Origin of the sequence: Streptomyces thermocarboxydus (genome assembly GCF_024760485.1) — a bacterium.
Classification (GTDB): Bacteria; Actinomycetota; Actinomycetes; order Streptomycetales; family Streptomycetaceae; genus Streptomyces; species Streptomyces cellulosae.
The window spans coordinates 6,022,050-6,048,433 of sequence record NZ_CP058273.1 but is presented as its reverse complement, the minus strand read 5'-3'; the positions used below and the strand labels follow the sequence as shown (position 1 = coordinate 6,048,433).

30 protein-coding genes are annotated in these 26,384 nt (G+C 74.2%); 7 read left to right on the top strand and 23 right to left on the bottom strand.

The annotated features are described in order from the left end of the window. Position 1: 1 nt before the first annotated feature. Positions 2 to 2,083 carry a phage holin family protein gene (locus tag AY578_RS27720; RefSeq protein WP_019521743.1) on the bottom strand — a complete coding sequence of 694 codons (2,082 nt, stop codon included), beginning with the start codon at positions 2,081 to 2,083 and terminating at the stop codon, positions 2 to 4. 103 nt (positions 2,084 to 2,186) lie between these two features. Then, positions 2,187 to 2,588, bottom strand: a complete 402-nt coding sequence (locus AY578_RS27715; RefSeq protein ID WP_028961431.1) for a hypothetical protein — start codon at positions 2,586 to 2,588, stop codon at positions 2,187 to 2,189. A 94-nt stretch (positions 2,589 to 2,682) separates the two neighbouring features. Here AY578_RS27715 and AY578_RS27710 point away from each other — a divergent pair, with 94 nt between their 5' ends. Further along, entirely contained in the window at positions 2,683 to 3,456 is a 774-nt protein-coding gene (locus AY578_RS27710) for an MBL fold metallo-hydrolase (protein WP_028961432.1), read from the top strand. A 17-nt stretch (positions 3,457 to 3,473) separates the two neighbouring features. Next, complete coding sequence (locus AY578_RS27705; RefSeq protein ID WP_052183387.1) at positions 3,474 to 4,106, top strand: DedA family protein; 633 nt, start codon at positions 3,474 to 3,476, stop codon at positions 4,104 to 4,106. Positions 4,107 to 4,121: 15 nt separating this feature from the next. Here AY578_RS27705 and AY578_RS27700 read toward each other — a convergent pair whose 3' ends face one another. The 5 genes from AY578_RS27700 to AY578_RS27680 form a co-directional block, all read right to left on the bottom strand. Further along, positions 4,122 to 5,171 (bottom strand): MBL fold metallo-hydrolase, encoded by a 1,050-nt coding sequence (locus AY578_RS27700; protein ID WP_161233147.1) that lies wholly within the window; start codon positions 5,169 to 5,171, stop codon positions 4,122 to 4,124. Beyond that, positions 5,168 to 5,650 carry a hypothetical protein gene (locus AY578_RS33915; protein ID WP_337663099.1) on the bottom strand — a complete coding sequence of 161 codons (483 nt, stop codon included), beginning with the start codon at positions 5,648 to 5,650 and terminating at the stop codon, positions 5,168 to 5,170. The genes AY578_RS27700 and AY578_RS33915 overlap by 4 nt, the downstream gene beginning before the upstream one ends. Positions 5,651 to 6,521: 871 nt before the next feature. Beyond that, positions 6,522 to 7,442 carry a hypothetical protein gene (locus AY578_RS27690; protein WP_258905930.1) on the bottom strand — a complete coding sequence of 307 codons (921 nt, stop codon included), beginning with the start codon at positions 7,440 to 7,442 and terminating at the stop codon, positions 6,522 to 6,524. A gap of 147 nt (positions 7,443 to 7,589) precedes the next feature. Next, positions 7,590 to 8,390: an RNA polymerase sigma factor SigF gene (locus AY578_RS27685; protein WP_136239108.1), complete on the bottom strand. Its 801-nt coding sequence runs from the start codon at positions 8,388 to 8,390 to the stop codon at positions 7,590 to 7,592. Between the two features lie 147 nt (positions 8,391 to 8,537). Beyond that, positions 8,538 to 8,672, bottom strand: coding sequence for a hypothetical protein (locus AY578_RS27680; RefSeq protein ID WP_258905929.1), 135 nt, complete (start codon positions 8,670 to 8,672; stop codon positions 8,538 to 8,540). A 192-nt stretch (positions 8,673 to 8,864) separates the two neighbouring features. Here AY578_RS27680 and AY578_RS27675 point away from each other — a divergent pair, with 192 nt between their 5' ends. The 3 genes from AY578_RS27675 (at position 8,865) to AY578_RS27665 (ending at position 10,318) form a co-directional block, all read left to right on the top strand. Further along, entirely contained in the window at positions 8,865 to 9,257 is a 393-nt protein-coding gene (locus AY578_RS27675) for a DUF2795 domain-containing protein (protein WP_019521752.1), read from the top strand. A 22-nt stretch (positions 9,258 to 9,279) separates the two neighbouring features. Then, the gene (locus AY578_RS27670; RefSeq protein ID WP_258905928.1) at positions 9,280 to 9,705 is read left to right on the top strand and encodes a CBS domain-containing protein; all 426 of its coding nucleotides are present in this window, start codon (positions 9,280 to 9,282) and stop codon (positions 9,703 to 9,705) included. A gap of 67 nt (positions 9,706 to 9,772) precedes the next feature. Then, positions 9,773 to 10,318, top strand: coding sequence for a type 1 glutamine amidotransferase domain-containing protein (locus AY578_RS27665; RefSeq protein WP_136239106.1), 546 nt, complete (start codon positions 9,773 to 9,775; stop codon positions 10,316 to 10,318). Positions 10,319 to 10,384: 66 nt separating this feature from the next. On the opposite strand, the gene AY578_RS27660 is transcribed toward AY578_RS27665, so the two are convergent. Both AY578_RS27660 and AY578_RS27655 read right to left on the bottom strand, forming a co-directional pair. Then, positions 10,385 to 10,672, bottom strand: a complete 288-nt coding sequence (locus AY578_RS27660; RefSeq protein WP_019521755.1) for a DUF6158 family protein — start codon at positions 10,670 to 10,672, stop codon at positions 10,385 to 10,387. A 39-nt stretch (positions 10,673 to 10,711) separates the two neighbouring features. Next, positions 10,712 to 12,364, bottom strand: a complete 1,653-nt coding sequence (locus AY578_RS27655; protein ID WP_028961439.1) for an ABC-F family ATP-binding cassette domain-containing protein — start codon at positions 12,362 to 12,364, stop codon at positions 10,712 to 10,714. A gap of 159 nt (positions 12,365 to 12,523) precedes the next feature. On the opposite strand from AY578_RS27655, the gene AY578_RS27650 reads away from it, so the two are divergent. Then, positions 12,524 to 13,363, top strand: a complete 840-nt coding sequence (locus tag AY578_RS27650) for a methyltransferase domain-containing protein (RefSeq protein WP_028961440.1) — start codon at positions 12,524 to 12,526, stop codon at positions 13,361 to 13,363. 27 nt (positions 13,364 to 13,390) lie between these two features. On the opposite strand, the gene AY578_RS33910 is transcribed toward AY578_RS27650, so the two are convergent. The 13 genes from AY578_RS33910 to AY578_RS27585 all read right to left on the bottom strand — a co-directional run bounded on the left by AY578_RS33910 (position 13,391) and on the right by AY578_RS27585 (position 23,913). Further along, positions 13,391 to 13,648 carry a gas vesicle protein K gene (locus AY578_RS33910; RefSeq protein ID WP_026243351.1) on the bottom strand — a complete coding sequence of 86 codons (258 nt, stop codon included), beginning with the start codon at positions 13,646 to 13,648 and terminating at the stop codon, positions 13,391 to 13,393. Between the two features lie 173 nt (positions 13,649 to 13,821). Beyond that, a complete protein-coding gene (locus AY578_RS27640) occupies positions 13,822 to 14,010 on the bottom strand; it encodes a gas vesicle protein (protein ID WP_006130875.1) in 189 nt (62 codons plus the stop codon). Then, complete coding sequence (locus AY578_RS27635; protein WP_028961441.1) at positions 14,007 to 14,831, bottom strand: GvpL/GvpF family gas vesicle protein; 825 nt, start codon at positions 14,829 to 14,831, stop codon at positions 14,007 to 14,009. The genes AY578_RS27640 and AY578_RS27635 overlap by 4 nt, the downstream gene beginning before the upstream one ends. Next, complete coding sequence (locus tag AY578_RS27630; RefSeq protein WP_019521760.1) at positions 14,828 to 15,163, bottom strand: gas vesicle protein; 336 nt, start codon at positions 15,161 to 15,163, stop codon at positions 14,828 to 14,830. Before AY578_RS27630 ends, AY578_RS27635 begins: the two co-directional genes overlap by 4 nt. Then, positions 15,160 to 16,452 (bottom strand): SRPBCC family protein, encoded by a 1,293-nt coding sequence (locus tag AY578_RS27625; RefSeq protein ID WP_161232254.1) that lies wholly within the window; start codon positions 16,450 to 16,452, stop codon positions 15,160 to 15,162. The genes AY578_RS27630 and AY578_RS27625 overlap by 4 nt, the downstream gene beginning before the upstream one ends. Continuing rightward, on the bottom strand, positions 16,452 to 17,093 hold the full coding sequence (locus tag AY578_RS27620; RefSeq protein ID WP_136239104.1) for a DNA primase: 642 nt from the start codon (positions 17,091 to 17,093) through the stop codon (positions 16,452 to 16,454). Before AY578_RS27620 ends, AY578_RS27625 begins: the two co-directional genes overlap by 1 nt. Further along, positions 17,090 to 17,356 (bottom strand): gas vesicle protein GvpG, encoded by a 267-nt coding sequence (locus AY578_RS27615; RefSeq protein ID WP_019521763.1) that lies wholly within the window; start codon positions 17,354 to 17,356, stop codon positions 17,090 to 17,092. Before AY578_RS27615 ends, AY578_RS27620 begins: the two co-directional genes overlap by 4 nt. A 4-nt stretch (positions 17,357 to 17,360) precedes the next feature. Beyond that, positions 17,361 to 18,131, bottom strand: coding sequence for a GvpL/GvpF family gas vesicle protein (locus tag AY578_RS27610; RefSeq protein ID WP_136239103.1), 771 nt, complete (start codon positions 18,129 to 18,131; stop codon positions 17,361 to 17,363). Further along, complete coding sequence (locus AY578_RS27605; RefSeq protein WP_026243353.1) at positions 18,128 to 18,547, bottom strand: gas vesicle structural protein GvpA; 420 nt, start codon at positions 18,545 to 18,547, stop codon at positions 18,128 to 18,130. Before AY578_RS27605 ends, AY578_RS27610 begins: the two co-directional genes overlap by 4 nt. Positions 18,548 to 18,627: 80 nt before the next feature. Next, positions 18,628 to 19,062 (bottom strand): gas vesicle protein GvpO, encoded by a 435-nt coding sequence (gene gvpO / locus AY578_RS27600; protein WP_258905923.1) that lies wholly within the window; start codon positions 19,060 to 19,062, stop codon positions 18,628 to 18,630. 122 nt (positions 19,063 to 19,184) lie between these two features. After that, a complete protein-coding gene (gene ligD, locus AY578_RS27595; RefSeq protein WP_136239101.1) occupies positions 19,185 to 20,111 on the bottom strand; it encodes a non-homologous end-joining DNA ligase in 927 nt (308 codons plus the stop codon). Next, on the bottom strand, positions 20,108 to 21,955 hold the full coding sequence (locus AY578_RS27590) for a transketolase (protein ID WP_136239100.1): 1,848 nt from the start codon (positions 21,953 to 21,955) through the stop codon (positions 20,108 to 20,110). Before AY578_RS27590 ends, ligD begins: the two co-directional genes overlap by 4 nt. Continuing rightward, positions 21,952 to 23,913 carry an NAD(P)/FAD-dependent oxidoreductase gene (locus AY578_RS27585; RefSeq protein ID WP_475360439.1) on the bottom strand — a complete coding sequence of 654 codons (1,962 nt, stop codon included), beginning with the start codon at positions 23,911 to 23,913 and terminating at the stop codon, positions 21,952 to 21,954. Before AY578_RS27585 ends, AY578_RS27590 begins: the two co-directional genes overlap by 4 nt. A gap of 121 nt (positions 23,914 to 24,034) precedes the next feature. Here AY578_RS27585 and AY578_RS27580 point away from each other — a divergent pair, with 121 nt between their 5' ends. After that, positions 24,035 to 24,385: a VOC family protein gene (locus tag AY578_RS27580; RefSeq protein ID WP_019521771.1), complete on the top strand. Its 351-nt coding sequence runs from the start codon at positions 24,035 to 24,037 to the stop codon at positions 24,383 to 24,385. Between the two features lie 7 nt (positions 24,386 to 24,392). On the opposite strand, the gene AY578_RS27575 is transcribed toward AY578_RS27580, so the two are convergent. After that, on the bottom strand, positions 24,393 to 26,351 hold the full coding sequence (locus tag AY578_RS27575) for a DUF5107 domain-containing protein (RefSeq protein ID WP_258905917.1): 1,959 nt from the start codon (positions 26,349 to 26,351) through the stop codon (positions 24,393 to 24,395). Between the last annotated feature and the right edge of the window lie 33 nt (positions 26,352 to 26,384).

Here is a 26,384-nt window from a genome sequence, read left to right as displayed (position 1 = left end):
CTCAGGCCGCGCGTTCGCGGGGGTCCGGGAGGGGGCGGGTGTCGGACTCGTCGGACTCGGTGAGCCAGCGGCGCAGGACGTGGTGGACCTGTTCGGCGCCGGCCAGTTCCCCGCTCTCGGGGACCGGCGCGGACAGGGCCAGCGGCGAGAGCAGGAACGGACGGGACTGGGCGCCGCCGAGGCCGCCGTGGGAGCCGATCTGCTCCTCGAACGCGAGCACCTCGCCGTCGGCCGGGTCGTAGAAGGAGTTGACCATGATGTCCGCGGTGTGCGGGAAGGTGTGGGTGCGGCGCACGACGTCGGCGGCGCCGGGGCCGAACGGGGCCAGGGGGCCCGGGTTGTCGTCGAGGTCGTCCAGCGGGATCTCCGCGCCGTACGCGCCGAGCACGACCCCGCCGTGGCGTTCGCTGCGGACCAGCAGGAAGCCGATGCCGGGGTGGTTGGCGAGGGTCGGCAGCAGCGCGGGATGCCGGGCGTCGATCTCCTCCTTGGTCATGCGGTGCGGCACGTCCGGGAACGACACCAGGCCGAGGTTGCCGGAGGCGAGCACGACCGGCTCGGAGCCGCGGGAGGGCCGGAAGTGCTGCGCGCCCTCCTCGACGGGCCGGCGCAGCGCGGCGCGGACCGACGCGCGGGCCTCGGCGCCGCTGTGGGTGCGCCGGGCGCGGCGCGGCACGGGCAGCCCGCAGCCGGCCCGCACCAGGTCGCCGAGGGTGAGGCCGTAGCGGGAGCGGAAGGTCTCGCCGGGGCTCTGCCCGTGGTCGGACAGCACGACGATCCGGTACGGGCGGGGCGCGTGCTCGGCGACGTTCTCGATCAGGGCGAGCGCGCGGTCGAGCCGGCGCAGCACCTGCTCGGTGTCGCGGCTGGTCGGCCCGGAGTGGTGGGCGACCTCGTCGTAGGCGACCAGGTCGGCGTAGACGGCGCTGCGTCCGGCCAGCAGGTCGCCCATCACGGCGGCCGTGACGACGTCCCGTTCGACGACGGTGGCGAAGGCGCGCACCAGCGGGTACAGCCCGCCGCGGGAGACGCGCGGACGCTGCGCGCGGATCCGGGCGCGCACGGACTGGCCGATCTCCCGGCCCACCTCGGCGACGAAGGACAGGGCGGTGCGCACGGCGTTGGCCGGGTCGGAGAAGTAGGCGAAGTAGCCGGCGCGGGAGCGGGCGGCCGGGCCTCTGCGGCGGGCGGCGATGGACAGCACCAGCGCCTGTTCCCGGGCGCCGCCGCCGAAGAGGTTGCCCCGGCTGGCGCCGTCCTTGGCGAGCAGTCCCGCGTGGCCGGTGCGCTCGATGGCGCGGGCCTGGAGCTCGGCGGCGCTGGTGGGCCGGTTGCAGACCATCACCTCGTGGCGTGCCTTCTCGTACCAGCGGAAGGCGGGGACGTCGAAGTTGCTGCCGTGCAGGATGCCGAGCTGGCTGGCGCCGGTCTGGCTGGACCAGTCGGTGCGCCAGGGGGTGAGGCGGTGGGTGGGCCGGTCACCGCCGGTGCCCAGCCAGCGGGCGACGGTGGGCATCAGGCCCTTGTCGAGGGCGGCGAGCAGGACGTCGTGGCCGACGCCGTCGAGCTGGACGAACACCGTGCCGGGGGTGGCCGGGCAGGGCGGGTCGGAGCGCCGTCTGCGGTCCGCCAGCCGGTACAGGCGCCGGCGGTAGGCGTCGTCGTCACGGACGGCGAGGGCGCCTCCGGTGGCGGAGGCTACGGCGGACATCACGGCGGCGACCACCACGGCGGTCTCGGGGGCCGCCGAGCCGCGCTCGACCGGGTTGACGCGCAGCGCCACCCACAGCAGGGCGCCGTTGAGGAAGAACACCAGCAGGCCGAGGACGAGGGCGGGCACGAGCAGCAGCAGCCGCACCAGGAGCGGCCAGACCAGCGCGGACAGCAGGCCGAAGGCGCCCGCGCCGAGCGCGGCGGTGACCGCGATGTCGGTGGCGCTGCTGCCGTCGGCCGACCGCAGCCGGAAGTCCGGCAGGATGCCCGCGAGGACCAGCATGGTGAGCGTGGAGACCGCCCACACGGTGACACTCCGCCCGATCTGACTGGCGACCTTCCGCCATCGCCGGTCACCCACGCCGCGCACACCTCACACTCCGGTCCCTGACCTGCCTCCACCCTGTCACAACGTCCTGATGAGGCGTTTCGTCCCCCCTGGTCGGCCCCTTCTGTCCCGCTCCCTCGTCCGCTCAGCGGCCGTCGTAACCGGCGGTCGGCATGGACAGCCTGCGGTGCACCCGTGCCTTCATCGCCGCGTCGTACGACGGCTCCGCGCGGCCCACCGTCTCCACCCGCACCCCGCGCCGCGCGCACTCCGCGGCGAACTCGGCCACGGAGGACAGCGCCCGCTCCAGCACCCTCCGGCTGGGCGCCACGAACACGTCGGCGCCGGGGCGCACCCCGTCCCAGAGCAGCGCGTGGTCGGGGCGCAGTCCGCGCACCAGCAGCTCGCGGGCGACCACGTACCCGTGCTCGGCGGCCCAGCGCGCGCACATCGTGTGCTGGCCGCGGGAGTCCACCAGGAACGGATCGGCGTCCAGCTCCTCCAGCGGCGTCAGGCTCGCGATGGTCGTCACCCGCACCGGCGCCATGGCGTCCCCCTCACCTCGGGCCCACCTCGGGTTTTCGCCGACGACCCTACTCCTGCGCGTAGGCTTCGGGGAGTCGCGCGAAGGAGGCGAAGAGGTGCCGGTGGAGGTCACGTGGTGGGGGCACGCCACCTGCACGCTGGAGGACTCGCACACGCGCGTCCTCACCGACCCCCTGTTCGCACGCCGGCTGGCGCATCTGCGGCGCAGGCGCGGCGCGGTGCCCCCGCCGGAGGCGCTGCGCGCGGACGTCGCGGTGGTCTCCCATCTGCACGCCGACCACCTCCATCTGCCGTCGCTGGCCCGGCTCGCCCCGGGCACCCGACTCCTCGTGCCCCGCGGGGCGCTCCGCGCCGTGCCGGGGCTGCGGAAGCTCACCGGACTCGCCGTCACGGAGATGGCGCCCGGTGACGTGACGTCCGTCGGCGCCCTCGCGGTGCGGGCGGTGCCCGCGCTGCACGACGGGCGGCGGCTGCCCGTGGGCCGGCGCCACGCGCCCGCCCTCGGCTTTGTGGTGGAGGGTGAGGCGCGCACCTACTTCGCCGGGGACACCGGCCTGTTCGAGGACATGCCCAAGGAGGTCGGCCCGGTCGACACCGCGCTGCTGCCGGTGGGCGGCTGGGGGCCGTACCTGGGCGACGGGCACCTGGACGCGGGGCGCGCGGCGCGGGCGCTGGCGCTGCTGGGCGCGGCGAGCGCGGTGCCGGTGCACTACGGCACGTACTGGCCGATCGGGATGGACGCCGTGCGCCCCCACGAGTTCCACGCGCCGGGGCACGAGTTCGAGCGCCTGGCCGCGCGGCACGCGCCGGAGGCGGTGGTGCACCGGCTCGACCACGGCGGCAGCGTGCGCCTGGGGGGCGCGCGGTGATATCCCCCGCCGCCCTCGTGCTGGCGGCCGACGGTCTGGTGCCGCCGGCGGCCGTGGCGCCCGAGTCCACCCAGCAGGCCATCGGGTATCCGTCGCTGTTCCTGCTGGTGCTCATCGGGGCGCTGGTACCGGTGGTGCCGACGGGCGCGCTGGTCAGCTCGGCGGCCGTGGTGGCCTTCCACCAGACGGCGCCGTACTCGATGGCGCTGGTGTTCGCGACGGCGTCGCTGGCCGCCTTCCTCGGCGACGTGGCGCTGTACTGGCTGGGGCGGCGCGGGATGACGTCGAAGAACGGGTCGCGCTGGCTGGAGAAGATCCGGGAGCGCGCCCCGGAGGAGCGGCTGGCACAGGCCCAGGACAAGCTCGCCGATCACGGGGTGGCGGTGCTGGTGCTGTCCCGGCTGGTGCCGGCCGGGCGGCTCCCGGTGATGCTGGCCTGCCTGGTCGCGAAGTGGCCGCTGCGGCGGTTCGTGCGCGGCAACCTGCCGGCCTGCCTGGCCTGGGCGGCCACCTACCAGCTCGTCGGCGTCCTCGGCGGCTCGCTGTTTCCCGAGCCGTGGGAGGGCGTGCTGGCGGCGATCGTGCTGACCGTGCTGATCAGCGTGGCGCCGAGCCTGTGGCGGCGGGTGCGCCGCACGCCGACGGGCTGACGCGGGCCGCCCGGGTCAGCCGAGCACCCGCGACCCGCCGACCGGCAGGTCCCACAGCCGGTCCCGGGGCAGCCCGGCCGCCTCCCAGGCGGCGCGCACCCGGGTGAGCGGCTCCAGGACCGGCTCCGCGGACAGCACGAACGTGCCCCAGTGCATGGGCGCCATGTGCCGCGCCCCCAGGTCCTGGGCGGCGCGCACCGCATCCTCCGGGTCGCAGTGCACGTCGGCCAGCCACCAGCGCGGGTCGTACGCGCCGATCGGCATCAGCGTCAGGTCGATGCCCGGGTAGCGGCGGCCGATGCGGGAGAACCAGTGGCCGTAGCCGGTGTCACCGGCGAAGTGCACGCGGTGGCCGTCGGGCGCGGTGAGCACCCAGCCGCCCCACAGCGAGCGGCAGGTGTCGGTGAGGGTGCGCTTGGACCAGTGGTGGGACGGCACGAAGTCGAAGCGGACGCCGTCGAGTTCGGCCGCCTCCCACCAGTCCAGCTCGGTGACCCGGGTGAACCGGCGGCGGTGGAACCAGCGGGCAAGACCCGCCGGCACGAACATCGGGGTGTCGCGCGGCAGCCGCCGCAGGGTGGGCGCGTCCAGGTGGTCGTAGTGGTTGTGGCTGATGACGACCGCGTCCACGCGGGGCAGCGCCTCCCAGGCCACGCCGACGGGCGTGACGCGCGCGGGCGTGCCGAGGATGCGCCGGGACCACACCGGGTCGGTGAGCACGGTGAGCCCGCCGATCCGCACCACCCAGCTGGCGTGCCCCGCCCAGGTCACGGCGAGTGTGCGCGCGTCCACGTCGGGCACCGGGCCGGGCGCGTACGGCAGGTCGGGGATGCCGGCGAGGCCCTCGGGTCCCGGCCGCAGCGCGCCCTCGCGGGCGAAGCGGGCGAAGGCCTTGAGGCCGGGCAGCGGGGCGGTCAGGCGGTCGTGGAAGGTGCGGGGCCACACCCGGCGCTCGGCGAGCGGACGCGGTTCGGCGAGCGGGGGGTGGGGACGGTCGTCGTGGGCCGGGGGGCCGGCGTCCGGTGCCGTGGGCGTCGTTCTGGTCGACTCGTGCCGCTGCGTCATCGAGAGGACTCCCATCGCCGAGCGTCGTCACGGAGATCGTCGAGGACCGTTGTCACATGGTTCAACGCGCGTCCCACCCGTGGCAGTTCCGCCGGTTCGTCCGCTTCCAGGCAGGCGGCGCGCTCCTCGGGCGTGTCCCCCAGCAGGGGCGCGGTGCACAGCCGGACGCGCGGTGTCTCGAGGTCGTCGCCGAACCGGTGGCCGCCGGCCGCGGGCATGCCCAGCCGGCCGGTGAGGAAGTCCTCCAGCTCCTGGGCGTCGCCGACGCCGCGCGCGGCCAGCCCGGGCGCGAGCGGGGACAGGTCGACGTACAGATGCCGGCCGCACTGCGGGGGCCGGGCCAGGGCGCCCGCCGCGACGACGGCCCGGTGCGCGGCGGCGGCGACCCGGGCTGCGTGCGCACGGACGCGGTGGCGCGCGCGGTGACGGCTCGGGCTCGGACAGCGCGTATCCGGCGGCCGCGGCGACGGGGCCGCCACGCGCGCGTCGAGGCCGTGAGCACGTCGAGGACGCGCGCGTGCAGCGCGCCGCCCCTCCTCGCCCGCCGGGAAGCGGCGACGGCGCGGGCCAGCCGGACGGGAGCAGGGAGCCGGCGAGGTCGGTGACCACGGTGACCCGGTCGGCAAGCATCTCGGCGGGGCTGAGCAGCACCGTGCCGTGCGGGTCGTGGTAGCGTGTCGCGCCAGGTCTCGTCGCTGACCAGGTGGCAGCCCTCCCCCGGCGGCGGCCTCCAGCGTCTTCGTGCAGCAGCTGGGCGGGGCGACGTCGCGGTGGGGTCGTCGGCCACGGACAGCACCAGCAGCCGCGGCTCGCGGCCCTCGGCGCGCATCCGGCGCACGGTCTCCAGGAGCGCGTACGGGTCGGCCACGCCGCGCTCTCGGGAGGTGTCGGACGTGGAAGACGGGCCTGCCGAGCAGCCGCGCGTACGGCGCCCACCAGGACGCGCACGGTCTCGGCACCAGGACGTCGCGTCGACGGCGGCGGTCAGGCGGTGAGCAGGGCGGGCGCGCCGGGGGCGAGGGCCGTGCGGCCGGGGCGCGGGCAGTCCGGGCCGGGCCGCCGCCGACCGGTTCGGGGCCGACGCGGGAGGCGGCCGCCGCCAGCACCCCGGCCAGCTCGGGCAGCACCGGCAGCCCGTCCTCGGGGAGCGGCGGCCCGAAGCGGACCGGGCCGTGGCCTTCCGGATGCGTCCGCATCGCCACCTCCGCGCAGTTGCCAGTGCCCGGCGCCGTGTCCCGGCGTCCGGCCGTGCCGCCCTCGGCGAAGTCAGTACCCCGCAACCGGCCGGTCATGAGCGCGGTGCCGGATCGGGTACGCCGCCGTAGGGGCACAGGCCGCCCGGCGGGTGCGTCAGTAGCGCGCCCGGCCGGAGCGGCGGCGCAGCAGCCGGTGCGCGCCGGCGCCGAACGCGCCCGCGATCAGCAGCCCGCCCGCGACCTGGGCGGGCACGGAGTCGGTGAAGGCGCCGCCGCCTCCCGCCTGGACGCCCTGGTGGGCGGTCGGCGAGGGGCAGGGGGTCGACGTCGGCTTGTGGGTGGGGCTGGGGGTGGGCTTGTGGGTGGGCTTGTGGGTCGGCTTGTGGGAGGGGGACGGCGAGGCCGTGGGCGGGTCGGTCCAGAGCGGGGCCGCTTCCGGGCCGGCGGCGCCGGGATCGGCCACGGGGTCGGTTGCCGGGTCGGCCGCGGTGCGGCGCGGGGCCTTGTGGTCCATGGCGCCGGGGTCCGCGCCGTACGGATCGGCGGCGTACGGGTCGGCGTACGGGTCCGTCGCGCCGGTGTCCGTGCCGTACGGGTCGGTCGCACCGGGGTCCGCGACTCCCGGGTCCGGCGCCGTGCCGGGTGTGCCCTCCGGGCCCGGGACTCCGGCGCGCTCCTCGGCGCCGGCGTCGGGGATCAGCTCCTCCAGGCCCGCGGGCGGCTCCTCAGCCGGCCCGGGCGCGAGCGGATCGGTCTCGGCCGGTTCCTCGGGGGCGAGGCCCTCGGCGGTGCCGAGAGTGGTGGCGCCGTAGAGGTCGGCCTCGGTGAGCTCCTCCGTCAGGGTCTCCGACGTGTACTCCTCGGCCTCGTGCGCGCCCGGCGGCGGGGTCGGCATCGCGCTGCGGGAGGCCTGCCCCGGCCACCCGTGTCCGGCGGTCGGCGACGCGCACGGGGAGGGGGACGTCCGGGCGCCCACACTGCCGGGGACCGTCAGGGCGGTCGCGGCCGGTGCGAGCGCGCCGAGGACGGTGCCGGCGACGGCGGCGGCGGACAGGGCACGGACGGTGCGGCGCATGGTGCGGGCTCCTTCGGCGACGGCTGGGGCGCGGCGGTCGCCCCGGTCCATCACAGCCCGCCCGTCCCGGCCTCGCGCGCGGCCGGGCACCATTCGCGGGACCGGGCGCACCCGCGCGGGTGACAGGCGCGGGTGAGCGCCCGCCGCTCACTCCTCGCCGGTGTCGCCCATCACCTGGTCGCGGACCCGGCCGCAGCTGCGGCTGATCAGCCGGGAGACGTGCATCTGGGACAGGCCCAGCTCCTGCGCGATGCTGTTCTGCGTCATGTCGTCGAAGAAGCGCATGTACAGGATCGCCCGCTCGCGTTCGGGCAGCTCGGCCAGCCGGTCCTTGACGGCCTGGCGGTCGACCACGGTGTCCAGCGCCGGGTCGGGGCCGCCCAGGGCGTCGCCCAGGGACCAGCCGTCGTCGCTGCCGGACATCTCGGCGTCCAGGGACAGCGCGCTGAAGCTCTCCGCCGCCGACTGGCCGGTGCGCACCTCGTCCTCGCTCAGCCCGGCGCACTCGGCGATCTCGGCGACGGTGGGGGTGCGGCCCTGGACGGTCTGGGAGAGGTCCTGGGAGGCGTGCCGGACGCGGTTGCGCAGCTCCTGGACGCGGCGCGGGACGTGCAGGGTCCACATGTGGTCGCGGAAATGCCGCTTGATCTCGCCGGTGACGGTCGGCACGGCGTAACTCTCGAAGGCGTTGCCGAGGTCCGGGTCGTACCGGTCGACGGCCTTGACCAGCCCCAGGGCGGCGACCTGGCACAGGTCGTCGTAGCTCTCGCCGCGGCTGCGGAACCGTCCGGCGAGGCGGTGGGCCATGGGGAGCCAGGCCCGTACGAGCTCGTCGCGGAGCGCGTCGCGCTCGGGTCCTTCGGGCAGGGCGGCGAGCCTGCGGAAGGCGTCCGCGGTGTCGGGTGCGTCGTGATGAGGGTGCGTCTTGGCGCCTGTTCGGCTCGGCATGGTGCGTCGCAGCTCCCTAGGGGGTGCTCGGGGACGGACGGTCACCGTGGCGGACGCACCCACCGGGACAGGGACGTCCGGGGCGGTCTTGCCGTCACCACGGACGTGCCTCCTGTCCGAAGCACTGTCCGTCCGGGTGCCCCCGTGTCAGCCGCGCAAACCTCCCACCGGCCGGTCGGCCGGTTCCGGCTCGCGGGGCGGCAGGACGTAGTCCTCGTAGCGGCCCAGCATCAGGAGCACGCCGAGCATGAGGAACGGGACGAGCAGCGCGAGCACCACCATGGCCGGTCCTTCCGGAAGCCGCGTGGGGGGCGTGCGGACCGGGTCTCCCCCGGGCCCGGCGTCAAACCACGGCGGCACGGACACGCTCCTCCGGCACGCCTTTCGGAAATGCCCGGATCGCCGCCCGTGACCCGGTGTCGGCCCGCGCTCCTCGGGTACGCGGTGCGCACCCCGAAGGATCTGGAGGGAGACATGCAGCGAGGCAGCGACCGGCTCAGCGTCCACCGTGACGACGAGATGAAGCACGAACTGCAGGGCCTGCTGCGGTCCGGACATCCCACCCGCACCGAGGAGTGGCACGACCCGGAGCCGTCCGCCGACGACGACCCCGAGGTGGCGAACGGCCCCGTGACGCCCGGCCGGGACCCGTCGTCGCTGGACACGGTGCGACTGGAACTGGCCCGGGCCCTGGGACGCGGGGACTTCCCCGCCGGCCCCCGTGAACTCATGCGCGCCCTCGAACGGCGGCACGCCCCCGACGCGCTCGTCGAGGCGCTGGACCGGCTGCCCCGCAAGGAGCGCTACCACAACGTCCAGGAACTGGCCCGGGCGCTGACCGGTGTCCGGGAGACCGAGACGGCTTGACCGGAAGGGAGGCCCGCCGGCCATGGCCGAGTACGTGAAGGACGTCATGACCCCCGGCGTGGTGGCGGTCCGTCCGGACGCCTCGGTCGTCGAGGCCGCGCGCATGATGCGCGGCCAGAACATCGGCGACGTGGTGGTGGCGGACGGACAGCGGGTCGTGGGGGTGGTCACCGACCGGGACATCACCGTGCGGGCGGTGGCCGAGGGCCGGGACCCGTACGCGGTGAGCGTCGGCTCGGTGTGCACGCCGGACCCGCTGACGCTGGCCCCGGACGACCCGGTGGCGTCGGCGGTCGCCCTGATGCGGGAGCACGCCGTCCGGCGGATCCCCGTGGTGGAGGGCGGGCTGCCCGTCGGCCTGGTGACCCTCGGCGACCTCGTCGAGGCCCGGGACCCCGGGTCGGCGCTCGCCGGCATCAGCCGGGCGGACCCCGACGCGGCGGGCTGACGGACCAGGAACAGCTGACGAACGAAGACAGCGGTACGACAAACCGACGAAGGGACGTGGCGCCATCATGCGCATCGCATTTCTGACCGCACCCGAGGGCGTCGAGCAGGTGGAGCTGACCGAACCCTGGAAGGCGGCCGAGCAGGCGGGCCACGAGCCCGTGCTGGTCTCCACGAAGTCCGGGGAGGTCCAGGCGTTCAACCACCTCGACAAGGCGGACACCTTCCCCGTGCAGGAGGTCGTCGGCGACACCTCGGCGGACTCCTTCGACGGGCTGGTGCTGCCCGGCGGAGTCGCCAACCCGGACTTCCTGCGGATGGACAACAAGGCCGTCGCGTTCGTCCGGGACTTCTTCGAGCAGGGCCGTCCGGTGGCCGCGATCTGTCACGCGCCGTGGACGCTCGTCGAGGCGGACGTCGTGCGCGGCCGGGTCATGACCAGCTGGCCGAGCCTGCGCACGGACCTGCGCAACGCGGGCGCCGAGTGGGTGGACGAGCAGGTGAAGGTCTGCGACCACGGGCCGAACAAGCTGGTCACCAGCCGTAAGCCGGACGACCTCAAGGCGTTCTGCGAGACCTTCCTGGAGGTGTTCGCGGCGGAGCGCGCCTCGTAGCCGCCCGCAGCCGCCCAGAAGTGAGCGAACGGGAGTCCCGCCTGTGTGCGGGGCTCCCGTTCGTGTTCACGTGCCCGACGCGGTCGGCGTCGCGGAGTCCGAGGCGGTCCGCTCCCGCGCGCCCTCGCGGGTGCGGCCGGGCGCGACGGGGCGGCGCGGGTTGCGCCGCAGGTACTCGCCCTCCAGCTGCGCCATACGCTCGTTGTGGGCCCGCAGCGCGTCGTTGGACCCGTACAGCAGCGTGTCGTGGCGCGTGCGGTGGATGGTCTCCAGCTCCTTCATGAGCTGCTGGTCGTCCAGGCGGTTCGGCTCGACTCCGGTCATCGTGGTGCCCCGCTCGTCGTGTGCGTTCATGGGTCCCGGGTACCCGCGCCGCGCCCCGGCCACCCCGCGTCAGCGCGCGCGTTCCACCCTGCGCTCGTCCCAGACCGGCTCCGGGGTCTCACGCACCCGGCCGTCGCTGCCGAAGACCAGGAACCGGTCGAAGGAGCGGGCGAACCAGCGGTCGTGCGTGACGGCGAGGACGGTGCCCTCGAAACTCTCCAGACCCTCCTGGAGGGCTTCCGCCGACTCCAGGTCGAGGTTGTCGGTGGGCTCGTCGAGCAGCAGCGCGGTGACACCCTGGAGTTCGAGCAGCAGGATCTGGAAGCGGGCCTGCTGCCCGCCGGAGAGCCGGCCGAAGGTGCGCTCCGCCTGCTCGGTCAGCTCGTAGCGGCGCAGCCGGGACATGGCGGCGCCCCGGTCCTGGGCGTGCTCGGTCCACAGGATGTCGAGCAGGGTGCGGCCGATCAGCTCGGGGTGGGCGTGGGTCTGCGCGAAGTGTCCCGGCACGACCCGCGCGCCGAGCCGCCAGGCGCCGGTGTGCGCGACGTCGTCGCCGGCGAGCAGGCGCAGGAAGTGCGACTTGCCGGAGCCGTTGGAGCCGAGGACCGCGACCCGCTCGCCGTAGAACACCTCCAGGTCGAAGGGTTTCATCAGGCCGGTCAGCTCGAGCCGCTCGCAGGTGACGGCGCGGACGCCGGTGCGGCCGCCCTTGAGGCGCATCCGGATGTCCTGCTCGCGCGGCGGCTCCGGCGGGGGTCCCGCCTCCTCGAACTTGCGCAGCCGGGTCTGGGCGGCGCGGTAGCGGGAGGCCATGTCCGGGCTGTTCTCGGCGGCCTGCCGCAGGTTGAGCACCAGCTTCTTCAGCTGGGCGTGCTTCTCGTCCCAGCGGCGGCGCAGCTCCTCGAAGCGGGCGAAGCGCTCGCGCCGCGCCTCGTGGAAGGTGGCGAAGCCGCCGCCGTGCACCCAGGCGTCGGCGCCCGCCGGGCCGGGTTCGAGGGAGACGATCTTCTCGGCGGCGCGGGCGAGGAGTTCCCGGTCGTGGGAGACGAACAGGACCGTCTTGCGGGTCTGAGCGAGGCGCTCCTCCAGCCAGCGCTTGCCGGGCACGTCCAGGTAGTTGTCGGGCTCGTCGAGCAGCAGCACCTCGTCGGGGCCGCGCAGCAGCGCCTCCAGCACCAGCCGTTTCTGCTCGCCGCCGGAGAGCGTGCTCACCTGCCGCCACTGGGCCTTCTCGTAGGGGACGCCCATCGCGGCCGTGGTGCAGATGTCCCACAGCGTCTCGGCCTCGTAGCCCTGCGCCTCGGCCCAGTCGGAGAGGGCCTGCGCGTAGCGCATCTGGGCGGCCTCGTCGGATGGGGGTACCTCCCAGGCCCTTGAGGCACTGGGGGAGGTCATGAGGGCGTGCTCGGCGGCGTCCACCGCGCGGGCGGCCTCGCGGATGCGCGGCTGCGCCACGGACACCAGCAGGTCGCGCACGGTGGTGTCGTCCCGTACGGAGCCGACGAACTGGCGCATCACGCCGAGGCCGCCGGTGACGGCGACGCCGCCGCCGTGCGGGGCGAGCTCGCCGGAGAGGATGCGCAGGAGGGTCGTCTTGCCGGCGCCGTTGGGTCCCACGAGGGCCATGACGGCCCCCTCCCCCACCCGGAACGACACGTCGCCCAGGAGTGTCCTCCCGTCGGGGAGGTGGTACTCGAGGTGCGCTGCTTCCAGGTGTCCCATGGGCGCGATTCTGCGGGTCGCGCGGAACGTCTGGCAAACGGGTTTCACGGCGCCCGCTCCCGCGGACAGCTTCCCACTATCTGAAACAGCTATCTCATCATGCGGCCGTCGCGCGTAACGTGGCCCCCCTCACGACGAGTTGGAAGGGGTGGCCCCGCCATGCCGCACGCACGGGAAACCGCCGTCTACACGCACGGGCACCACGAGTCGGTGCTGCGGTCGCACACCTGGCGCACCGCGGAGAACTCGGCCGCGTATCTCCTCCGGGTGCTGAGGCCCTCCATGCGGATCCTGGACATCGGCTGCGGTCCCGGCACCATCACCGCGGGACTGACCGCCCTGGTGCCCGACGGGCACGTCACCGGTCTCGACCGGGAGCCGGGCATCCTGGAGCGGGCGCGCGCGGTGGCCGAGGAACGAGGTCTGGCGAACGCGGACTTCGTGACGGGGGACGTGCACGCGCTGGCCTTCCCCGACGACACCTTCGACGTGGTCCACGCCCATCAGGTGCTCCAGCACGTGGGCGACCCGGTGGCCGCGCTGCGCGAGATGCGGCGGGTGACGCGGCCGGGCGGGTACGTCGCCGTCCGGGACGCGGACTACGCGGCGATGACCTGGTATCCGGAGGCGGCGGGCCTCGACGACTGGCTGGACCTGTACCGGCGCGTGGCGCGGGCCAACGGGGGCGAGCCGGACGCGGGGCGGCGGCTGAAGGCGTGGGCCCTGGAGGCGGGGTTCGGGGACATCACCGCGACGTCGGGCACCTGGACGTACTCGACGGCGGAGGAGCGCGCCTGGTGGAGCGGGCTGTGGGCGGACCGCACGGTGGCGTCGGCGTACGCGGAGCGGGCCGTGGAAGGCGGGCACACCACCCCCGCCGAGCTGCAGGCCGTGGCCGCCGCGTGGCGGGAGTGGGGCGCCCGGGAGGACGGCTGGTTCGCCGTGCTGCACGGCGAGATCCTCTGCCGCGTGGACGCCAAGGATGCCCAGGACGCCTGACGACGTCCACGCGGTGCCCCAGGGATCTCAGTCCCGGGGCAGCAGCGGCCCCAGCGGGCCGAGGTCGAGGTTGAGGTCCTCGGGGCGCAGACCGTAGCGGTTGCGCAGCTCGGCCATGCGGTCCTCGAGCAGCATGAGGGTCAGCCCGACGCGCTCCTCCTGCTCCTCGGTGAGGTCGCCCTCGTCGAAGCGGCGCACCGCCTGCCGCTCCATGAGCTGACGGAGCAGTTCCACCACGGTCAGGACCAGCTTCACCAGGTCGCGCTCGACCGTGTCGGGCTCCAGGTCGAGGCGCCGGCGGGGCTTGGGGCGCGGTTCGGCGGGGCGGGCGGCGGGCGCCGGCCTGGCGTCGAAGGACGCCTCGGGGTCCAGGGGCGAGCGGCCCTCGAAGAGGTCGGCGTCGGTCACCGTGACGGGGTCCGGCGCCGCCTCGGGTGTGCGGTGCCGCGGGTCGTCGGTCACGGGGACTCCTCGAAGGGCGAGGGGACGTTCTGGTTGACGGAGCTGATCAGCGCGTTGAGGTCGATGCGGACCAGGTCGACGTCGGCGATGCGCAGCGTGATGTCGCCCGTGATCACCACACCGCCGGCCAGCAGCCGGTCGAGCAGGTCCACCAGGGCGATCTCACGCCGTTCGACGACGGTCACGCGGTCCCCTCCCTGCCGGCCTTCTCACCGGAGGCCTCCTCGCCCGCGGCTTCCTCCCCCGCGAAGGAGTAGGCCGCCCACGGTCCGGTGAGTTCCACCCGCAGCCCCGGGGAGTCGTCCTTCGTGCGCTCCACCTGCTCCACGAACGCCTCCGACTCGCCGCGCGGCACGAGGTAGGCGGCGTTGAGCACGTTGCGGCCGCTGTGGCCGGACAGGGTCGGGTTCTGCGGCGCGTGCAGGCGGGAGTCCTCGGCGAAACCGGTCAGGGTGCGGTGCAGCCCGGTGGCGAAGGTCTCGGCCCGCTGCCACTGCTCCTCCCGCGACCGCGTCTGCTCCCGGCGCCGGCGCAGATAGTCCCGGCCGGACATCGCCGCTGGCTGCGGAGCGGGCCGCTCGGCGGCCTGCTCGGCGGCTTGCTCCGGCCCAGCTTCCAGGAACACCTTGACGCCCCACTCGACGCGGCCCTCCAGCCGGTCCAGCCGGCGCAGGAAGTTCTCCTCGCGCGCCTCGATCATCGTCCGTACGCCGCTGTCGTCGCGGAAGACGGTGCCGAGCCGCAGCGGCAGCGGGGTGGTGACGGTGGTGAGTGCGTCGATCACCCCCTGATGGGCCCGCGCGACCGTGGTCAGCCAGTCCAGGTCCTCCAGATGTGCCCGCAGCGGCTCCTCCGCGAAGTCCGCCTCGGGCACATGGCTGACCACGGCCACCAGGTCGTGGTGCGGCACCAGCCGGGGCGGGTCGCCGCCCACCCCCGTCAGCTGGGCCTGGAGCGGTGTGCCGAAGGGGCGGCAGACCGCGTAGACGTAGCGCAGTCCCGTCACGGGGCCTCCTCCTCGGCGCGGCGCGGCTCCAGCTCCTCGAGCCGGGCCAGGCGCTCGCGCAACTCGGCGTTCTCACGGGCCAGTTCGTCACGCCGGGCGCGTGAGGACAGCGCCGGGTCGGACTCCCACCAGTCGATCCCCATCTCCTTGGCCTTGTCCACGGAGGCGACGACGAGGCGCAGCTTGATGGTGAGCAGCTCGATGTCGAGCAGGTTGATCTTGATGTCGCCCGCGATCACCACGCCCTTGTCCAGCACCCTTTCCAGGATGTCGGCGAGATTGGCGCCGCCGCCCTGGCCGTACGGGTCGGGGAGTCGGCTGGGAGTGGTCATCGGCGGCTCCGGCCCTCGGGTTCCTCAGGAGCGGCCTCGTCGGCCGGCTCGTCGTCCTCGTATTCGTCGTCCTCGTCGTCCTCGTCCTCGTACTCCTCCTCGGGGACGTCCTCCTCGTACTCCTCGTCGTCGTCCTCGTCGTCGCCCGCGGCTTCCTCGTCCTCGTCCTCGTACGGGTCGTCGGGCTCGGCGCCGCCGGCCTCGTCCCGGTACGCGTCCTCGGGCCCGGCGCCCTCCTCGTCCTCGTACTCACCGTCCTCGTCGGACTCGTCGGACTCGTCGGACTCGTCGTACGCGTCCTCGGGGCCGCCGTTCTCCTCGGCCTCCTCGCCGTACTCCTCGTCCTCGGCGCCCTCGGCGCCCTCGGCTTCCTCGGAGCCCTCGGAGCCCTCCTGCTGCTCCTCCTCCTCGGCCACGGCGTCCTCGTGGCTGCGGACGACCTCGCCGTCGCGGATCTCACCGCGCCAGCTGTCCTCGGCCTCGCCCTTGATCGTGATGAAGCGGGCGAAGTTCTTCAGGTCGAGCCGTGCCCGGCGGCCCTGGGCGCGCCAGATGTTGCCGGTCTTCTCGAAGAAGCCGGACGGGTAGTACTCGATCACCATCAGGACCCTGGTCAGGTTCTCGGCGATCTTGTGGAAGGAGACGACTCCCTTCATCGTGCCTTTGGCGCCCTCCGTCGACCATGCGATGCGGTCGTCGGGCACCTGCTCGTTGGTCGTCGCCTTCCAGCTGCGGTTCGACCACCAGATCTTCGCCTGCCAGTCCGACGTGGTGTCGTCGGCCTTGTTGGCGCTCTTCACGCCCTTGGCGAAGGTGCTGAAGTCCTGGTACTGCGTCCACTGGTCGTACGCGGTGCGCAGCGGCACTCCCACGTCGATGTGCTCGATGATGACGGTCGGCTTGTTGCCGGAGGACTTCTTGCGCTTGCCCTTGCCGCCGCCGAGGTTCTTCAGGGCGCCCTTGACGCTGTCCTTGGCGTGGCCGGCGCCGAGTTCCACGGCGGTGCGCAGCGGGCCCTTGCCCTCGGCGAGCTTCTTGCCGCCGTCGGTGGCGAGCTTGGCGAAGCCGGGGCTGTTGCCCTCGGCGATGTCGTTGAGCTTGCCGGTGGTCTCGCCCAGCTTCTGGCCGACGCCGGAGAGCAGCCGGGTGGCCTGGGCGGTGAGGTAGTCCTGCAGTTCGGCCTTGAGCCGGTCCGCGGCCTCGCTGTGGGCGAGTTCGGACAGCGGGTTCGTGGCGCCGTCCGCGCCGTCACGTGCGGCGGACGTGGCCCGCCCGACGGTCTCGGTCATCACTCACCGCCTCCCTTCTCGGGCCGGGAGCGGGCGCCGCGCGAGGCGGCCGTCTTCTTCGCGGCCGTCTTCCTGGCGGCGGCCGCCTTCTTCGCGGGGGCCGGGCCGCCGGCGGCGCGCTTGGCCGGTGCGGCCTTCTTCGCCGCGGGGCCCTTCTTCGCCGGGGCCTTCTTGGCGGCCTTCTGCGCCGCCCGCCCGGCGTCCGGCCCGCGCTCACGCCCGCCGTCGTCCCGGTCCTCGGCGTCGTCCGGCTCGTGGCCGTCCGTCTCCTCGTCGTACGGCTCCTCGCCGGTGTCCTCCGCCTCCGCGTCCCGGTCCTCGCCGCCGCCGGCCAGCCGGCCGCGCACCTCGGCGGTGCGGCCGTGCAGCCGGTCGGCGAGCGAGCCGAGCTGCCGCTCGACCAGAGCACCCGAGGCGGCCTTGCCGGCGCCCCGCAGATCACCGCGGAGCTGGTCGCCCAGCTCCTTGAACTGCGGGTTGTCGCGGAGCTGCTGCCCCACCAGGTCGGCGACGGCCCGCGGGCTCAGGTTGAGCTTCTTGCCCGCGACCAGTCCGCCGACGGCCAGGGCCATCTTCAGCTTCTTGGTCCGTCCGAGGAGATATCCGGCCCCTATGGCGAGGCCCAGTCCCGTTCGATTCATCGTTGTGCCGTCCCGTCCCCTTGACCCGCGCCTGTGCGCGTCGCGATCTCCAACCGGTCCAGGAGGGCGTCCTCCTGTTCGTCGAACTCCTCCTCGGTGATCTCCCCGGCCTCCAGCTGTTCCTCCAGCCGGGCCAGTTCGGCACGGATGGTCGCGGGGTCGTAGTAGATGCGTTCCGCTTCCTGCAGGACCTGCCGGATCGCCCAGGCGCCACCACGCGCCGGGGCGAGCGGCAGCAGGAGCACTTCCGAGATCAGGCCCATGTCGTCACTCCGCTCCGGTGTCCGCCGCGACCGTGGTGCCCGCCGGCTCGGCAGGGCCGGGCTCGACGAAGCTGTACGGCGGCAGCGGGCCGTTCAGTCGTATCTCCAGGTGGGGCATGTCCGCGCGGGCCTTCTCCACGGCGGCCAGGAAGTCCTCCGCCGTCGAGCGCTTCACCAGGTACGAGACGTTGGCGAGCCAGCCGGTGGACTCGGGGCCCACGCTCTCGGCGTCGGCGATGCCGCGCAGCGCGTTCTCCAGCGTGGCGCCGTCCTCGGCCTCCCGCGCCTTGACGGCTTCGGCGACCATCTCGCCGAGGCGGATCTTGTCGTCGTAACTGCCGCCGCCGGACTGCCGGTTGGATTCGGCGAGGGCGCGGATCTCCGGGTTGAGGGCCATCACGTGATGGAGGACGGCGTCCTCCACGTGGTTGGCCTTGACGTTGTACTCGACCCGGCCGTCGAGGGCGCGCAGCCGCTCCAGGTAGTGGTCGGCGCGCTCGGCGAGGACGGAGGTGACGGTGTCGTCGTCGGGGGCGACGCTGCCGAACCGCATGGGCAGGACGCAGCCGCCCGCGCCGATCTCGCTGAGCACGTTCTGGTGGGCGAGCAGCTCACGCCGCTTGGGGCGCAGGCCCTCGGGGGCGTCGCTGACGACGGCCGCCAGCTCCCCCTGGGTCAGCACCCGCAGCGGGCGCGCCGGGTCGCCGACGCCGCCCATGCCCTCGGGCAGGGAGGGGTGCGAGGCGGCGGTGATGCCGTAGACGTACGTGCTCACTCCTGCTCCTCCTTGCGCCGCGAGGTGGTCTTACGGGCCCGGGGGCGCGACTCGGTCTCGCCCTCGCGGCCCTGCTTGAAGGCGTCCGAGATGGTCTCGGCGGCGCCGGAGAGGGCTCCCTTGGACTTGCCGCGGGCGCCGGACTCGGTCACCTCGCCGACGATCTCGGGCAGGCCCGGGCTCTTCTTGGGGCCGGACTCGAGGTCCAGCCGGTTGCAGGCCTCCGCGAAGCGGAGGTAGGTGTCGACGCTCGCGACGACGACACGGACGTCGATCTTGAGAATCTCGATGCCGACCAGGGACACGCGCACGAATGCGTCGATGACGAGCCCCCTGTCCAGGACAAGCTCAAGCACGTCGTAGAGGCCGCTGCTGCCGCCTCCGCCGCCGGACTGCTGTGCCGGTACCACTGTCATGCCGGCCGTTCCTCCTCGATGTCGGGGATGTGGGATGTAGGGATGTGCTTGCCGTGCTGTCGCGCGGCCTGCCGGCCGCCTTACTTGCGCCCGTCGGCGCGTCCGCGTTCGTAGCGGCGGACCCTCCGGTACCCGGTGAGGTCCCCGTCGGGGTCCAGCTCCACCTGGTAACTCCCCATCAGGCTCATCGTGTCGGGCACCCGCTCCAGCTCGAGGACCTCGACCTCCAGCACCCAGCCCTGTGAGGTCTGCTCGAAGGACGACACGGACTCGGCCTCCATGCCGGTGAGCTCCGCCAGCTGCTCGCGCGCCTGGCGCAGCACCTCCATGGGCTTCGGCTTCTTCCGTGCCGTGGTGCTCTCGGCCGTCCCGCCGTCGTCCTCCGGCCGCCTGCGGGGTGCGGTGCGTTTACGGGGTGTGCGTGTGGTCCGGGTCTCCTGGGAGTCCTGGCCCTCACGGGAGTCGGGAGATTCCTGTGAATCTTGTGACTCTTCGGTGTTTTTCGTGTTCGACATGGCCACCTCCCCCTCCGTGTGGCCGCAAGCGTGTTCGCCAAACCTCCGGGGACTCACCCGTTCGCCACGTCCGGCTGTCACCCCTGGTCGCAAGGGGATATGAGGCGACCGGTTCCGCCGGGTCAGCCGCGCAGCGCGGCGAGCCTGCGGCGGGCCGGCGCGAGGGAGCGGCCCTTTCCGGACAGCCCGGCCCACGGTTTCGCCTCGGCCTGCTCCAGGGCGTTCCCGACCGTCCAGCGGCGGCCGTGCAGCTCCGGGTCGTCGAGCTGCTCCCAGGTGACCGGGGCGGCGACGGGCGCTCCCGGCAGGGCGCGCACCGTCCAGGGGGCGACCGCGGTCTGGGCGTAGGCGTTGCGCTGCACGTCGAGGTAGAGCCGGTCGCCGCGGTCCTTCTTGCGGGCCGCGGTGGTGAGCCGGTCCGGGTGGGCGTCGGCCAGCGTGTCGGCGACCTGGCGGGCGAACTGGCGGACCGTGTCGAAGTCCTGGCCGCCGTCGAGCGGCACGACCACGTGCAGGCCCCGGGACCCGGTGGTCATCAGGGCGGAGGGCAGGGCGAGTTCGTCCAGCAGCTCGCCCAGCAGCCGGGCGGCCTTCCGCACCTCCCCGAAGTCGTCGCCGGACGGGTCGAGGTCGAAGACCAGCCGGTCCGGGCGGTCCACATCGTCGGCGCGGGAGAGCCAGCGGTGCAGCGTGATGCTCGCCTGGTCGACCAGGTACAGCAGGGTGGCGGTGTCGTCGCACACGGTGTGCGTGACGGTGCCGCCCTCCTTGCCGACCTCCACCCGCGTGATCCAGTCCGGATAGCTGTCGGGCGTGTTCTTCTGCATGAACGCCGGGCCGTCGATGCCGTCGGGCCGCCGGTCCAGCATCAGCGGCCGGCCCCTCAGGTGCGGCAGCATGTGCCGGGCGATCGCCCGGTGGTAGTCGACGAGGTCGCCCTTGGTGTACTCCCGGGCCCCGTCTCCGCCCGGGAAGAGCACCTTGTCCGGACGGTGGATCTCCACCCGCCGGCGGCCGGCCCGTACGGTGCGCGAGCCGCCGTCGCTCACGACACGATCGCCTCCCCCACCAGCAGCCTGCCGGCCGCGGCGATCGACGCGGCGTCGATCCCGGCGGCGTGCAGCTGCTCCTCGGGGGCGGCCGAGCCCGGCATGTTCCGCACGGCGAGCCGCACCAGCCGCGGCACGGGACGCCCGTCGCCGAACGCCTCGGCGACCGCGTCACCGAGCCCGCCCTCGGGGTGGTGGTCCTCGACCGTCATCAGACAGCCGGTCTCCTCGGCGGCGGTGCGCAGCGTCTCCACGTCGACGGGCTTCACGGAGTACAGGTCGACGACCCGTACGGCGACGCCCTCGTCCGCGAGGGTGTCGGCGGCGGCCAGCGCCTCCGGCACGGTGACACCCGCGGCGACCAGGGTGAGCCGGTCCTGTCCCGAGGAGCGCAGCACCTTGCTGCCGCCGACGGGGAACTCCTCGTCGGGGCCGTAGATCACCGGGCTCTCGCCGCGCGAGGTGCGCAGATAGCGGATGCCCTCCAGGCCGGCCATGGCGGCGACCAGGCGGGCGGTCTGGTTGGCGTCGCACGGGTACAGCACGGTGGAGCCGTGCACCGCGCGCATCATCGCCAAATCCTCCAGACCCATCTGGCTGGGTCCGTCCTGCCCGATGGCGACGCCGGCGTGCGACCCGACGAGATTGAGCCCGGAGCCGCTGACCGCGGCCATGCGGACGAAGTCGTGGGCGCGGGTGAGGAAGGCCGCGAAGGTGGACGCGAACGGCAGCCAGCCACGCGCGGCGACCCCGACGGCGCCGGCGACCATCTGCTGCTCGGCGATGTAGCACTCGATGTAGCGCTCGGGGTGTTCCTTGGCGAAGTACTCCAGGCGCGTGGAGTCGCCGACCTCGCCGTCCAGGGCGACGACGTCGTCGCGCGCGGCGCCGAGGGCGGCCAGCGCCTCGCCGAAGGCATTGCGGGTGGCGACGTCCTCGCCGCGCTCCCAGCGGGGCAGCTCGGGCGTGGTGATCCGCCGGGCGGGGGCCTCACCGCCGGCGGTCGGCGCATGGACGCTGATGCGCAGGTCGCGGGGGCCGCCCAGTTCGGCGATCGCGTCCTCCGCCTCCGGCAGCGGCTTGCCGTGCAGCCCCTCCCGGTCCTGCACGGACGCCACACCCTTGCCCTTGAGGGTGCGGGCGAGGATCGCGGTCGGCTGGCCCCGGGTGGACAGGGCCTCGCCGTAGGCGCGGTCCACCGCGTCCACGTCGTGCCCGTCCACCTCGACGGTGTGCCAGCCGAACGCCTGGAAGCGGCGGGCGTAGGCGTCCAGGTCGTGGCCGTGCCGGGTGGGACCGCGCTGGCCGAGCCGGTTGACGTCCACGATCGCGATGAGATTGTCGAGGTTCTCGTACGCGGCCTGCTCGGCCGCCTCCCACACCGAGCCCTCGGCCATTTCGCTGTCGCCGCACAGCACCCACACCCGGTAGTCGGTGTGGTCCAGCCGCTTCCCGGCGAGCGCGATGCCGACGCCGACGGGCAGGCCCTGCCCGAGGGAGCCGGTCGCGGTCTCCACCCAGGGGAGCTTGCGGGGCGTCGGGTGGCCCTCGAGACGGCTGCCGTTCTCGCGGAAGGTGAGCAGCTCCTCGTCGCCGATGACTCCGGCCGCCTTGTAGGTGGCGTACAGCAGCGGGGAGGCGTGGCCCTTGGAGAGGACGAAGCGGTCGTTGGCGGGGTGGTCGGGGCGGTCGAAGTCGTAGCGCAGATGGCGGGCGAAGAGAACGGCCACGAGGTCGGCCGCGGACATCGACGACGTGGGGTGCCCGGAGCCTGCGGCGGCCGCCGCCCGGACACTGTCCACCCGCAACTGCTGTCCAAGTTCGGCGAGTTCACCGGTGTTCATGCGTCTCCTTCGTCGGGTCGGTCGGTACGCCGGACGGGGCCGGGGGCCACGTCGGGGCCGGGCTCCGGCTGGTCGGGCGGCGGGGTGACGTCGGTTCCCGCCCGGTCGGACGGCTGCTCGTCCTTCGGTCCTCCCGGCACGCGCGCGACCTCGGGGGACGCGGTGTCCAGCGGCACCGACCAGGACGTCACGAGGCCCAACTGGACGGCCTGGCGCGGAAGTACGGCGTCCAGCAGCCAGTCGGCGGCCACCCGCACCCGGTTGCCGGGCATCGCGGCGAGGTGGTAGCCCCGGGTCACCGCGCCGGCCGCCACTCCGGAGAGGTGGACGCCGAGCGGGTTGGCGGCGGCCTTGGCGCCGCCGAGGTCCACCACGAACCCCATGTCCTTGTGCCGGTACGCCCGCCGCTCGCCGTCGCCGAAGGACGCGGCGATGTTGTGCGCGCAGACCTTGCCCTGCCGCCAGGCGTGCTGAGCGGTCATCGGGGTGTACGAGCCGGGGTTCTCCAGGTCGGGCACGGCGGCCGCGTCACCGCAGGCGAAGACCTCCGGGCGGCCCGGAACCTGGAGGTGCGGGTCGACCAGCAGCCGGCCGCGTTCCATGGGCAGTTCCAGGGACTGGACGAGCGGGTCGGGGCGTACGCCCACGCACCAGACGAGGGTGCGCGTCCCCACGAACTCGCCGTCCGTGAGCAGCACCCCGTCGGAGGTGGCCTCCTTCACCGAGGTGCCCATCCGCACGTCCACGCCCCGCTCCCGCAGCACGCTGTCGGCGGTGCGGGAGAGCCGTTCGTCCAGTTCGGGCAGGACCCGGTCGGCGATGTCGAGGAGGATCCAGCGCGGCCGCATGCCGGTGCGCAGCGGCTGCTTCGCCACGTGCGCGTCGGTGAAGAGCTGGCCGTGCGCGGCGACCTCGGTGCCGGTGTAGCCGGCGCCCACGACGACGAAGGTGCACCGGGAGGAGCAGCGCTCCGGGTCGTCCGTGGCGGCGGCCAGCTCCACCTGGCGGGTGACGTGATCGCGCAGGTACAGCGCCTCGGGCAGGCCGCGGAAGCCGTGCGCGTGCTCGGCGACGCCCGGGATGGGCAGCAGCTTGTTGACGCTGCCGGCGGCGAGCACCAGCCGGTCGTAGGGCAGGGTGCCGTTCTCGCCCTCGGGGCCGGTGTAGTGCACCTGGCGGGCGTCGAGGTCGATCCGGCCGGCCTCGCCCAGCACCAGCCTGACCTGCGGAAGCGTCTCGGCGAGGGACACGGTGACCCGGCGCGGCTCGAGGATCCCGGCCGCGACCTGGGGCAACAGGGGCAGGTACAGGAAGTAGTCGGTCGGGTTGAGCAGGACGATCTCGGCCCGGCCCTTGGCCTTACGGGACAGGATCTGGGCCGTGCGGTACCCGGCGAAGCCGGCACCGACGATCACAATGCGGGGTCGACTCACGGTTCGCCTCCGGCGCGGTCGCGTACGTCGGGAGACTTCCGCGTCCCCCTGTGCGGGGCCGTCAAACACCGGGGCGGGGTTCACGCGGGCACAACCGCGCCCTTCCGCTGCCGCCGCGCACCGTGCCGCCCCGGCCTCAGCCGTCGCCCGGGGCGCGGTCGGTGCCGACCGTGGGCGGGGCGGACGGCACCGGGGGCACGGGGGCGGAGCCGTTGCGGGTACCGGGGCGGACGGTGTCGGGCGGGCCGCCGCTCGCAGGGCGACCGCCGCTGCCGCCAGGATCACCGCCGTGACGAGCGCCGCCGCCCAGCCCGGGAGGACCAGGTCCAGGGCGAGGCCCACCGCCAGGGCGAGCGCCGCGCCGGCGTACAGCGCGGCGGCGCCCGAGCCGGCGTACAACGCCGCCTTGCGGCGCTGCCCCCGCGTCTGTTCCCGCAGTTCGGCGCGTACGGACTCCCGGGCCACCTGGGCCAGTTCGTCCACCAGGTGCTTGTCGAGGTGCTGCATGTGCTCCAAGCGCTGCATGGCGCCCGGGTACCCGTGCCCGGGACCCGGTAACTCGCCCCGGGCGTACCGCAGGAGGGAGTGGTGTGGAGATCAGGAAGCCCCCGCCCGCCGGCCTGGGCGTCCAACTACGCTCGGACGCATGGAGATTCTGGGTGCCACACTGCGCGTCTGCGTCGACGACATCGAGACCGCCATCCCCTTCTACGAGCGGCTGGCGGGCGGAACCGCCCTCCGCTTCGAACGGGAGGGCGTCCAGGTCGCCGCGGTGGGCTGCTTCCTGCTGATGAGCGGTCCCGAGGCCGAGCTGGACGTGCTGCGCAAGGTCGCCGCGACCATCGCGGTCAAGGACGTCGACGAGACCCGTCAGGTGCTGGAGGAGATGGGCGCGGCCGTCCTCGCCGGACCGCTGCCCACCCCCGTCGGCCGCAACCTGATCGCACGCCACCCGGACGGGGCGGTCTACGAGTACGCGGACCGCCGCGGCGCCTGACGTCAGGTCACGGTGTGGGCCGCATCCGGAAGTCGTACCGCTCCGGCAGCGGTTCGTCCGTGAGCCGCGCCCACAGGCGCCCGATGACCTCGTCGCCCTCACGCAGGTCGGCGACCTCGAAGCCCGCGTCGAACACGGCGCGGGCCTCCTCGCTCCGTCCCTCGGCGAGCAGCAGGCCCGCCTCGATCAGCCGGAAGCGTCCGCGGGCCCGGGTGCCGGGGTCCAGACGCTCCCACACCGACCGGGCGTCCGCCGTGCGCCCCACCGCGAGCAGTGCCTCGATCGCCTCCCGCCCGAGGGCGGCCTCGGCGGCGGTCCACTCCCCCTCCGCCTTGTCGGCCTCGCGGCACAGGTCGTCGAAGGCCAGCGTGTAGCGGTCGGCGGCGCGCTCCGGGTGGCGCTCCTCCCGGTCGGCGACGGCGAGACAGCGCAGGACGGGCCAGGACGGGCCGTCCTGCGCCAGCCCCCGCTCCCAGCTGCGCACCGCCTGCGCCCGGTCGCCGCCGTGCCACTGGGCGACGCCCAGGTGGTACTCGGTCAGCCCGGTCGCGGGCGCCGTCTCCAGCATGTCCCGCCAGTGCCGGGCGACCAGCGTCCCGCCGGGCGGCCGGCTGCCGGGCGGCTCGGGGAAGGACCCGGCGCGCAGCAGGTGCAGCCAGGGTTCCTGCTCCTCGCCGAGGGTGCTCTCGTCGAAGGGCGTGCCGGGCAGCTTCCACCCGGCGCGCAGCACCTCGAGCGCGCCCCACCCGGACCCGGCGGCCAGCCGCTCGCCGGGGTCGGTGTCGGCGTACGGCAGCCAGGCCGCGTACGCCGCGTCGACGTCCGCGCGCGGCAGTACTCCCTCCAGTCCGGCCTCCGCCTCGTCGAGGACGGCGCCCCAGTCTCCGTCGCGCCGCGCCTCGAAGGGCCCGTACGCCTCCAGCCAGGACACCTCGCTCTCCGGCTCCAGGCGGACGTGTTCCAGCTGGGTGCGGGCGAGGCCCGCCTGGATCTCGCAGTAGCCGTCGGTGCCGGGCTCGGTGAGCCACTGCTGCCAGCTCCGTCCGCCGGGCCCGCGGCCCCACACGAACAGCTTCCGGCCGCGCAGGGTGTCCGTGGAGGTCTGCACGAGCCCGTGCCCGTCGCCGTCGAGCGCGGCGATCCAGCGGCGGCGCTCCTCGGGGACCTCGTAGAAGTAGTCGGCGGCGTAGGTGCTGTTGGGCGGGTAGGTGCGGTCGACGCCGTCGTACGCGGGGACGGGGACACGGCTCAGGCGCTGCTCGTAGCCGAAGTGGTAGGCCTCCTCGGCCGGGGCGAGGACGCGGCAGTCCTCGGGGACGGCGATGTTGGACCACCAGTACGTCGGCACCTGCTTCTCGTGCGGGTTGCGGATCCGGGCGCCGACGTAGAGGAAGTCGGAGCCGTCCGGCAGCCACAGGTCGACCTGGAAGGGCAGGTCGCGCAGCCGCTCCCACTCCCACAGGCGCAGCATCTCCCCGCCGTCGGGGGCGGGGACGCGGGCCGCGTGCACGGGCGAGCAGGACAGGGTGGTGTGGCCGGTCGCGCCGATGTTCCACTCGATGCCGCCGGAGAACCAGGCGCCGTTCAGCGCGAAGTTGGCTGGCTGGAACACCGGGTTCGCGTACAGCAGTTCACGGCCGGTGGGTTTGTGGACGAGGGAGGCGATCCGGCCGCCGAGGCCGGGCAGGACGGTGGCGCGCAGCCGGTCGTTCTCGATGACGAGGGCGTCGAGGGGGCGGGGCGCGCGGTCCCGGTCGTAGCCGTCGCGGACGGGGACCGGCAGCAGGCTGTGCAGCGGGGCGTAGCCGATCTGCCGGGCCATGTCGCGCGGCAGGTCCTTCTTGTCGCGGTCCTCGATGCGGTGCATCTCGTCGAGGGGGCGCAGGGCGGGCAGCGGGTTGTCGGGGCCGAGGTGCGCGGCCGGCAGCGTGAGTACCTCATGTCGGATCGTCGTCACGATCTCCATGGAAGCCGCCGGACGCCCGCCTGAACAGAGGCC

Excerpts from the sequence above, each read along its gene's own strand:
- AY578_RS27715 (WP_028961431.1), bottom strand. The coding sequence starts at position 2,588 with ATGGCGCCGGTGCGGGTGACGACCATCGCGAGCCTGACGCCGCTGGAG.
- AY578_RS27700 (WP_161233147.1), bottom strand. The coding sequence starts at position 5,171 with ATGACGCAGCGGCACGAGTCGACCAGAACGACGCCCACGGCACCGGAC.
- AY578_RS27690 (WP_258905930.1), bottom strand. The coding sequence starts at position 7,442 with ATGCGCCGCACCGTCCGTGCCCTGTCCGCCGCCGCCGTCGCCGGCACC.
- AY578_RS27685 (WP_136239108.1), bottom strand. The coding sequence starts at position 8,390 with ATGCCGAGCCGAACAGGCGCCAAGACGCACCCTCATCACGACGCACCC.
- AY578_RS27680 (WP_258905929.1), bottom strand. The coding sequence starts at position 8,672 with ATGGTGGTGCTCGCGCTGCTCGTCCCGTTCCTCATGCTCGGCGTGCTC.
- AY578_RS27675 (WP_019521752.1), top strand. The coding sequence starts at position 8,865 with ATGCAGCGAGGCAGCGACCGGCTCAGCGTCCACCGTGACGACGAGATG.
- AY578_RS27670 (WP_258905928.1), top strand. The coding sequence starts at position 9,280 with ATGGCCGAGTACGTGAAGGACGTCATGACCCCCGGCGTGGTGGCGGTC.
- AY578_RS27665 (WP_136239106.1), top strand. The coding sequence starts at position 9,773 with ATGCGCATCGCATTTCTGACCGCACCCGAGGGCGTCGAGCAGGTGGAG.
- AY578_RS27660 (WP_019521755.1), bottom strand. The coding sequence starts at position 10,672 with ATGAACGCACACGACGAGCGGGGCACCACGATGACCGGAGTCGAGCCG.
- AY578_RS27655 (WP_028961439.1), bottom strand. The coding sequence starts at position 12,364 with ATGGGACACCTGGAAGCAGCGCACCTCGAGTACCACCTCCCCGACGGG.
- AY578_RS27650 (WP_028961440.1), top strand. The coding sequence starts at position 12,524 with ATGCCGCACGCACGGGAAACCGCCGTCTACACGCACGGGCACCACGAG.
- AY578_RS27630 (WP_019521760.1), bottom strand. The coding sequence starts at position 15,163 with ATGACCACTCCCAGCCGACTCCCCGACCCGTACGGCCAGGGCGGCGGC.
- AY578_RS27625 (WP_161232254.1), bottom strand. The coding sequence starts at position 16,452 with ATGACCGAGACCGTCGGGCGGGCCACGTCCGCCGCACGTGACGGCGCG.
- AY578_RS27620 (WP_136239104.1), bottom strand. The coding sequence starts at position 17,093 with ATGAATCGAACGGGACTGGGCCTCGCCATAGGGGCCGGATATCTCCTC.
- AY578_RS27615 (WP_019521763.1), bottom strand. The coding sequence starts at position 17,356 with ATGGGCCTGATCTCGGAAGTGCTCCTGCTGCCGCTCGCCCCGGCGCGT.
- AY578_RS27605 (WP_026243353.1), bottom strand. The coding sequence starts at position 18,547 with ATGACAGTGGTACCGGCACAGCAGTCCGGCGGCGGAGGCGGCAGCAGC.
- gvpO (WP_258905923.1), bottom strand. The coding sequence starts at position 19,062 with ATGTCGAACACGAAAAACACCGAAGAGTCACAAGATTCACAGGAATCT.
- AY578_RS27590 (WP_136239100.1), bottom strand. The coding sequence starts at position 21,955 with ATGAACACCGGTGAACTCGCCGAACTTGGACAGCAGTTGCGGGTGGAC.
- AY578_RS27585 (WP_475360439.1), bottom strand. The coding sequence starts at position 23,913 with ATGCAGCGCTTGGAGCACATGCAGCACCTCGACAAGCACCTGGTGGAC.
- AY578_RS27580 (WP_019521771.1), top strand. The coding sequence starts at position 24,035 with ATGGAGATTCTGGGTGCCACACTGCGCGTCTGCGTCGACGACATCGAG.
- AY578_RS27575 (WP_258905917.1), bottom strand. The coding sequence starts at position 26,351 with ATGGAGATCGTGACGACGATCCGACATGAGGTACTCACGCTGCCGGCC.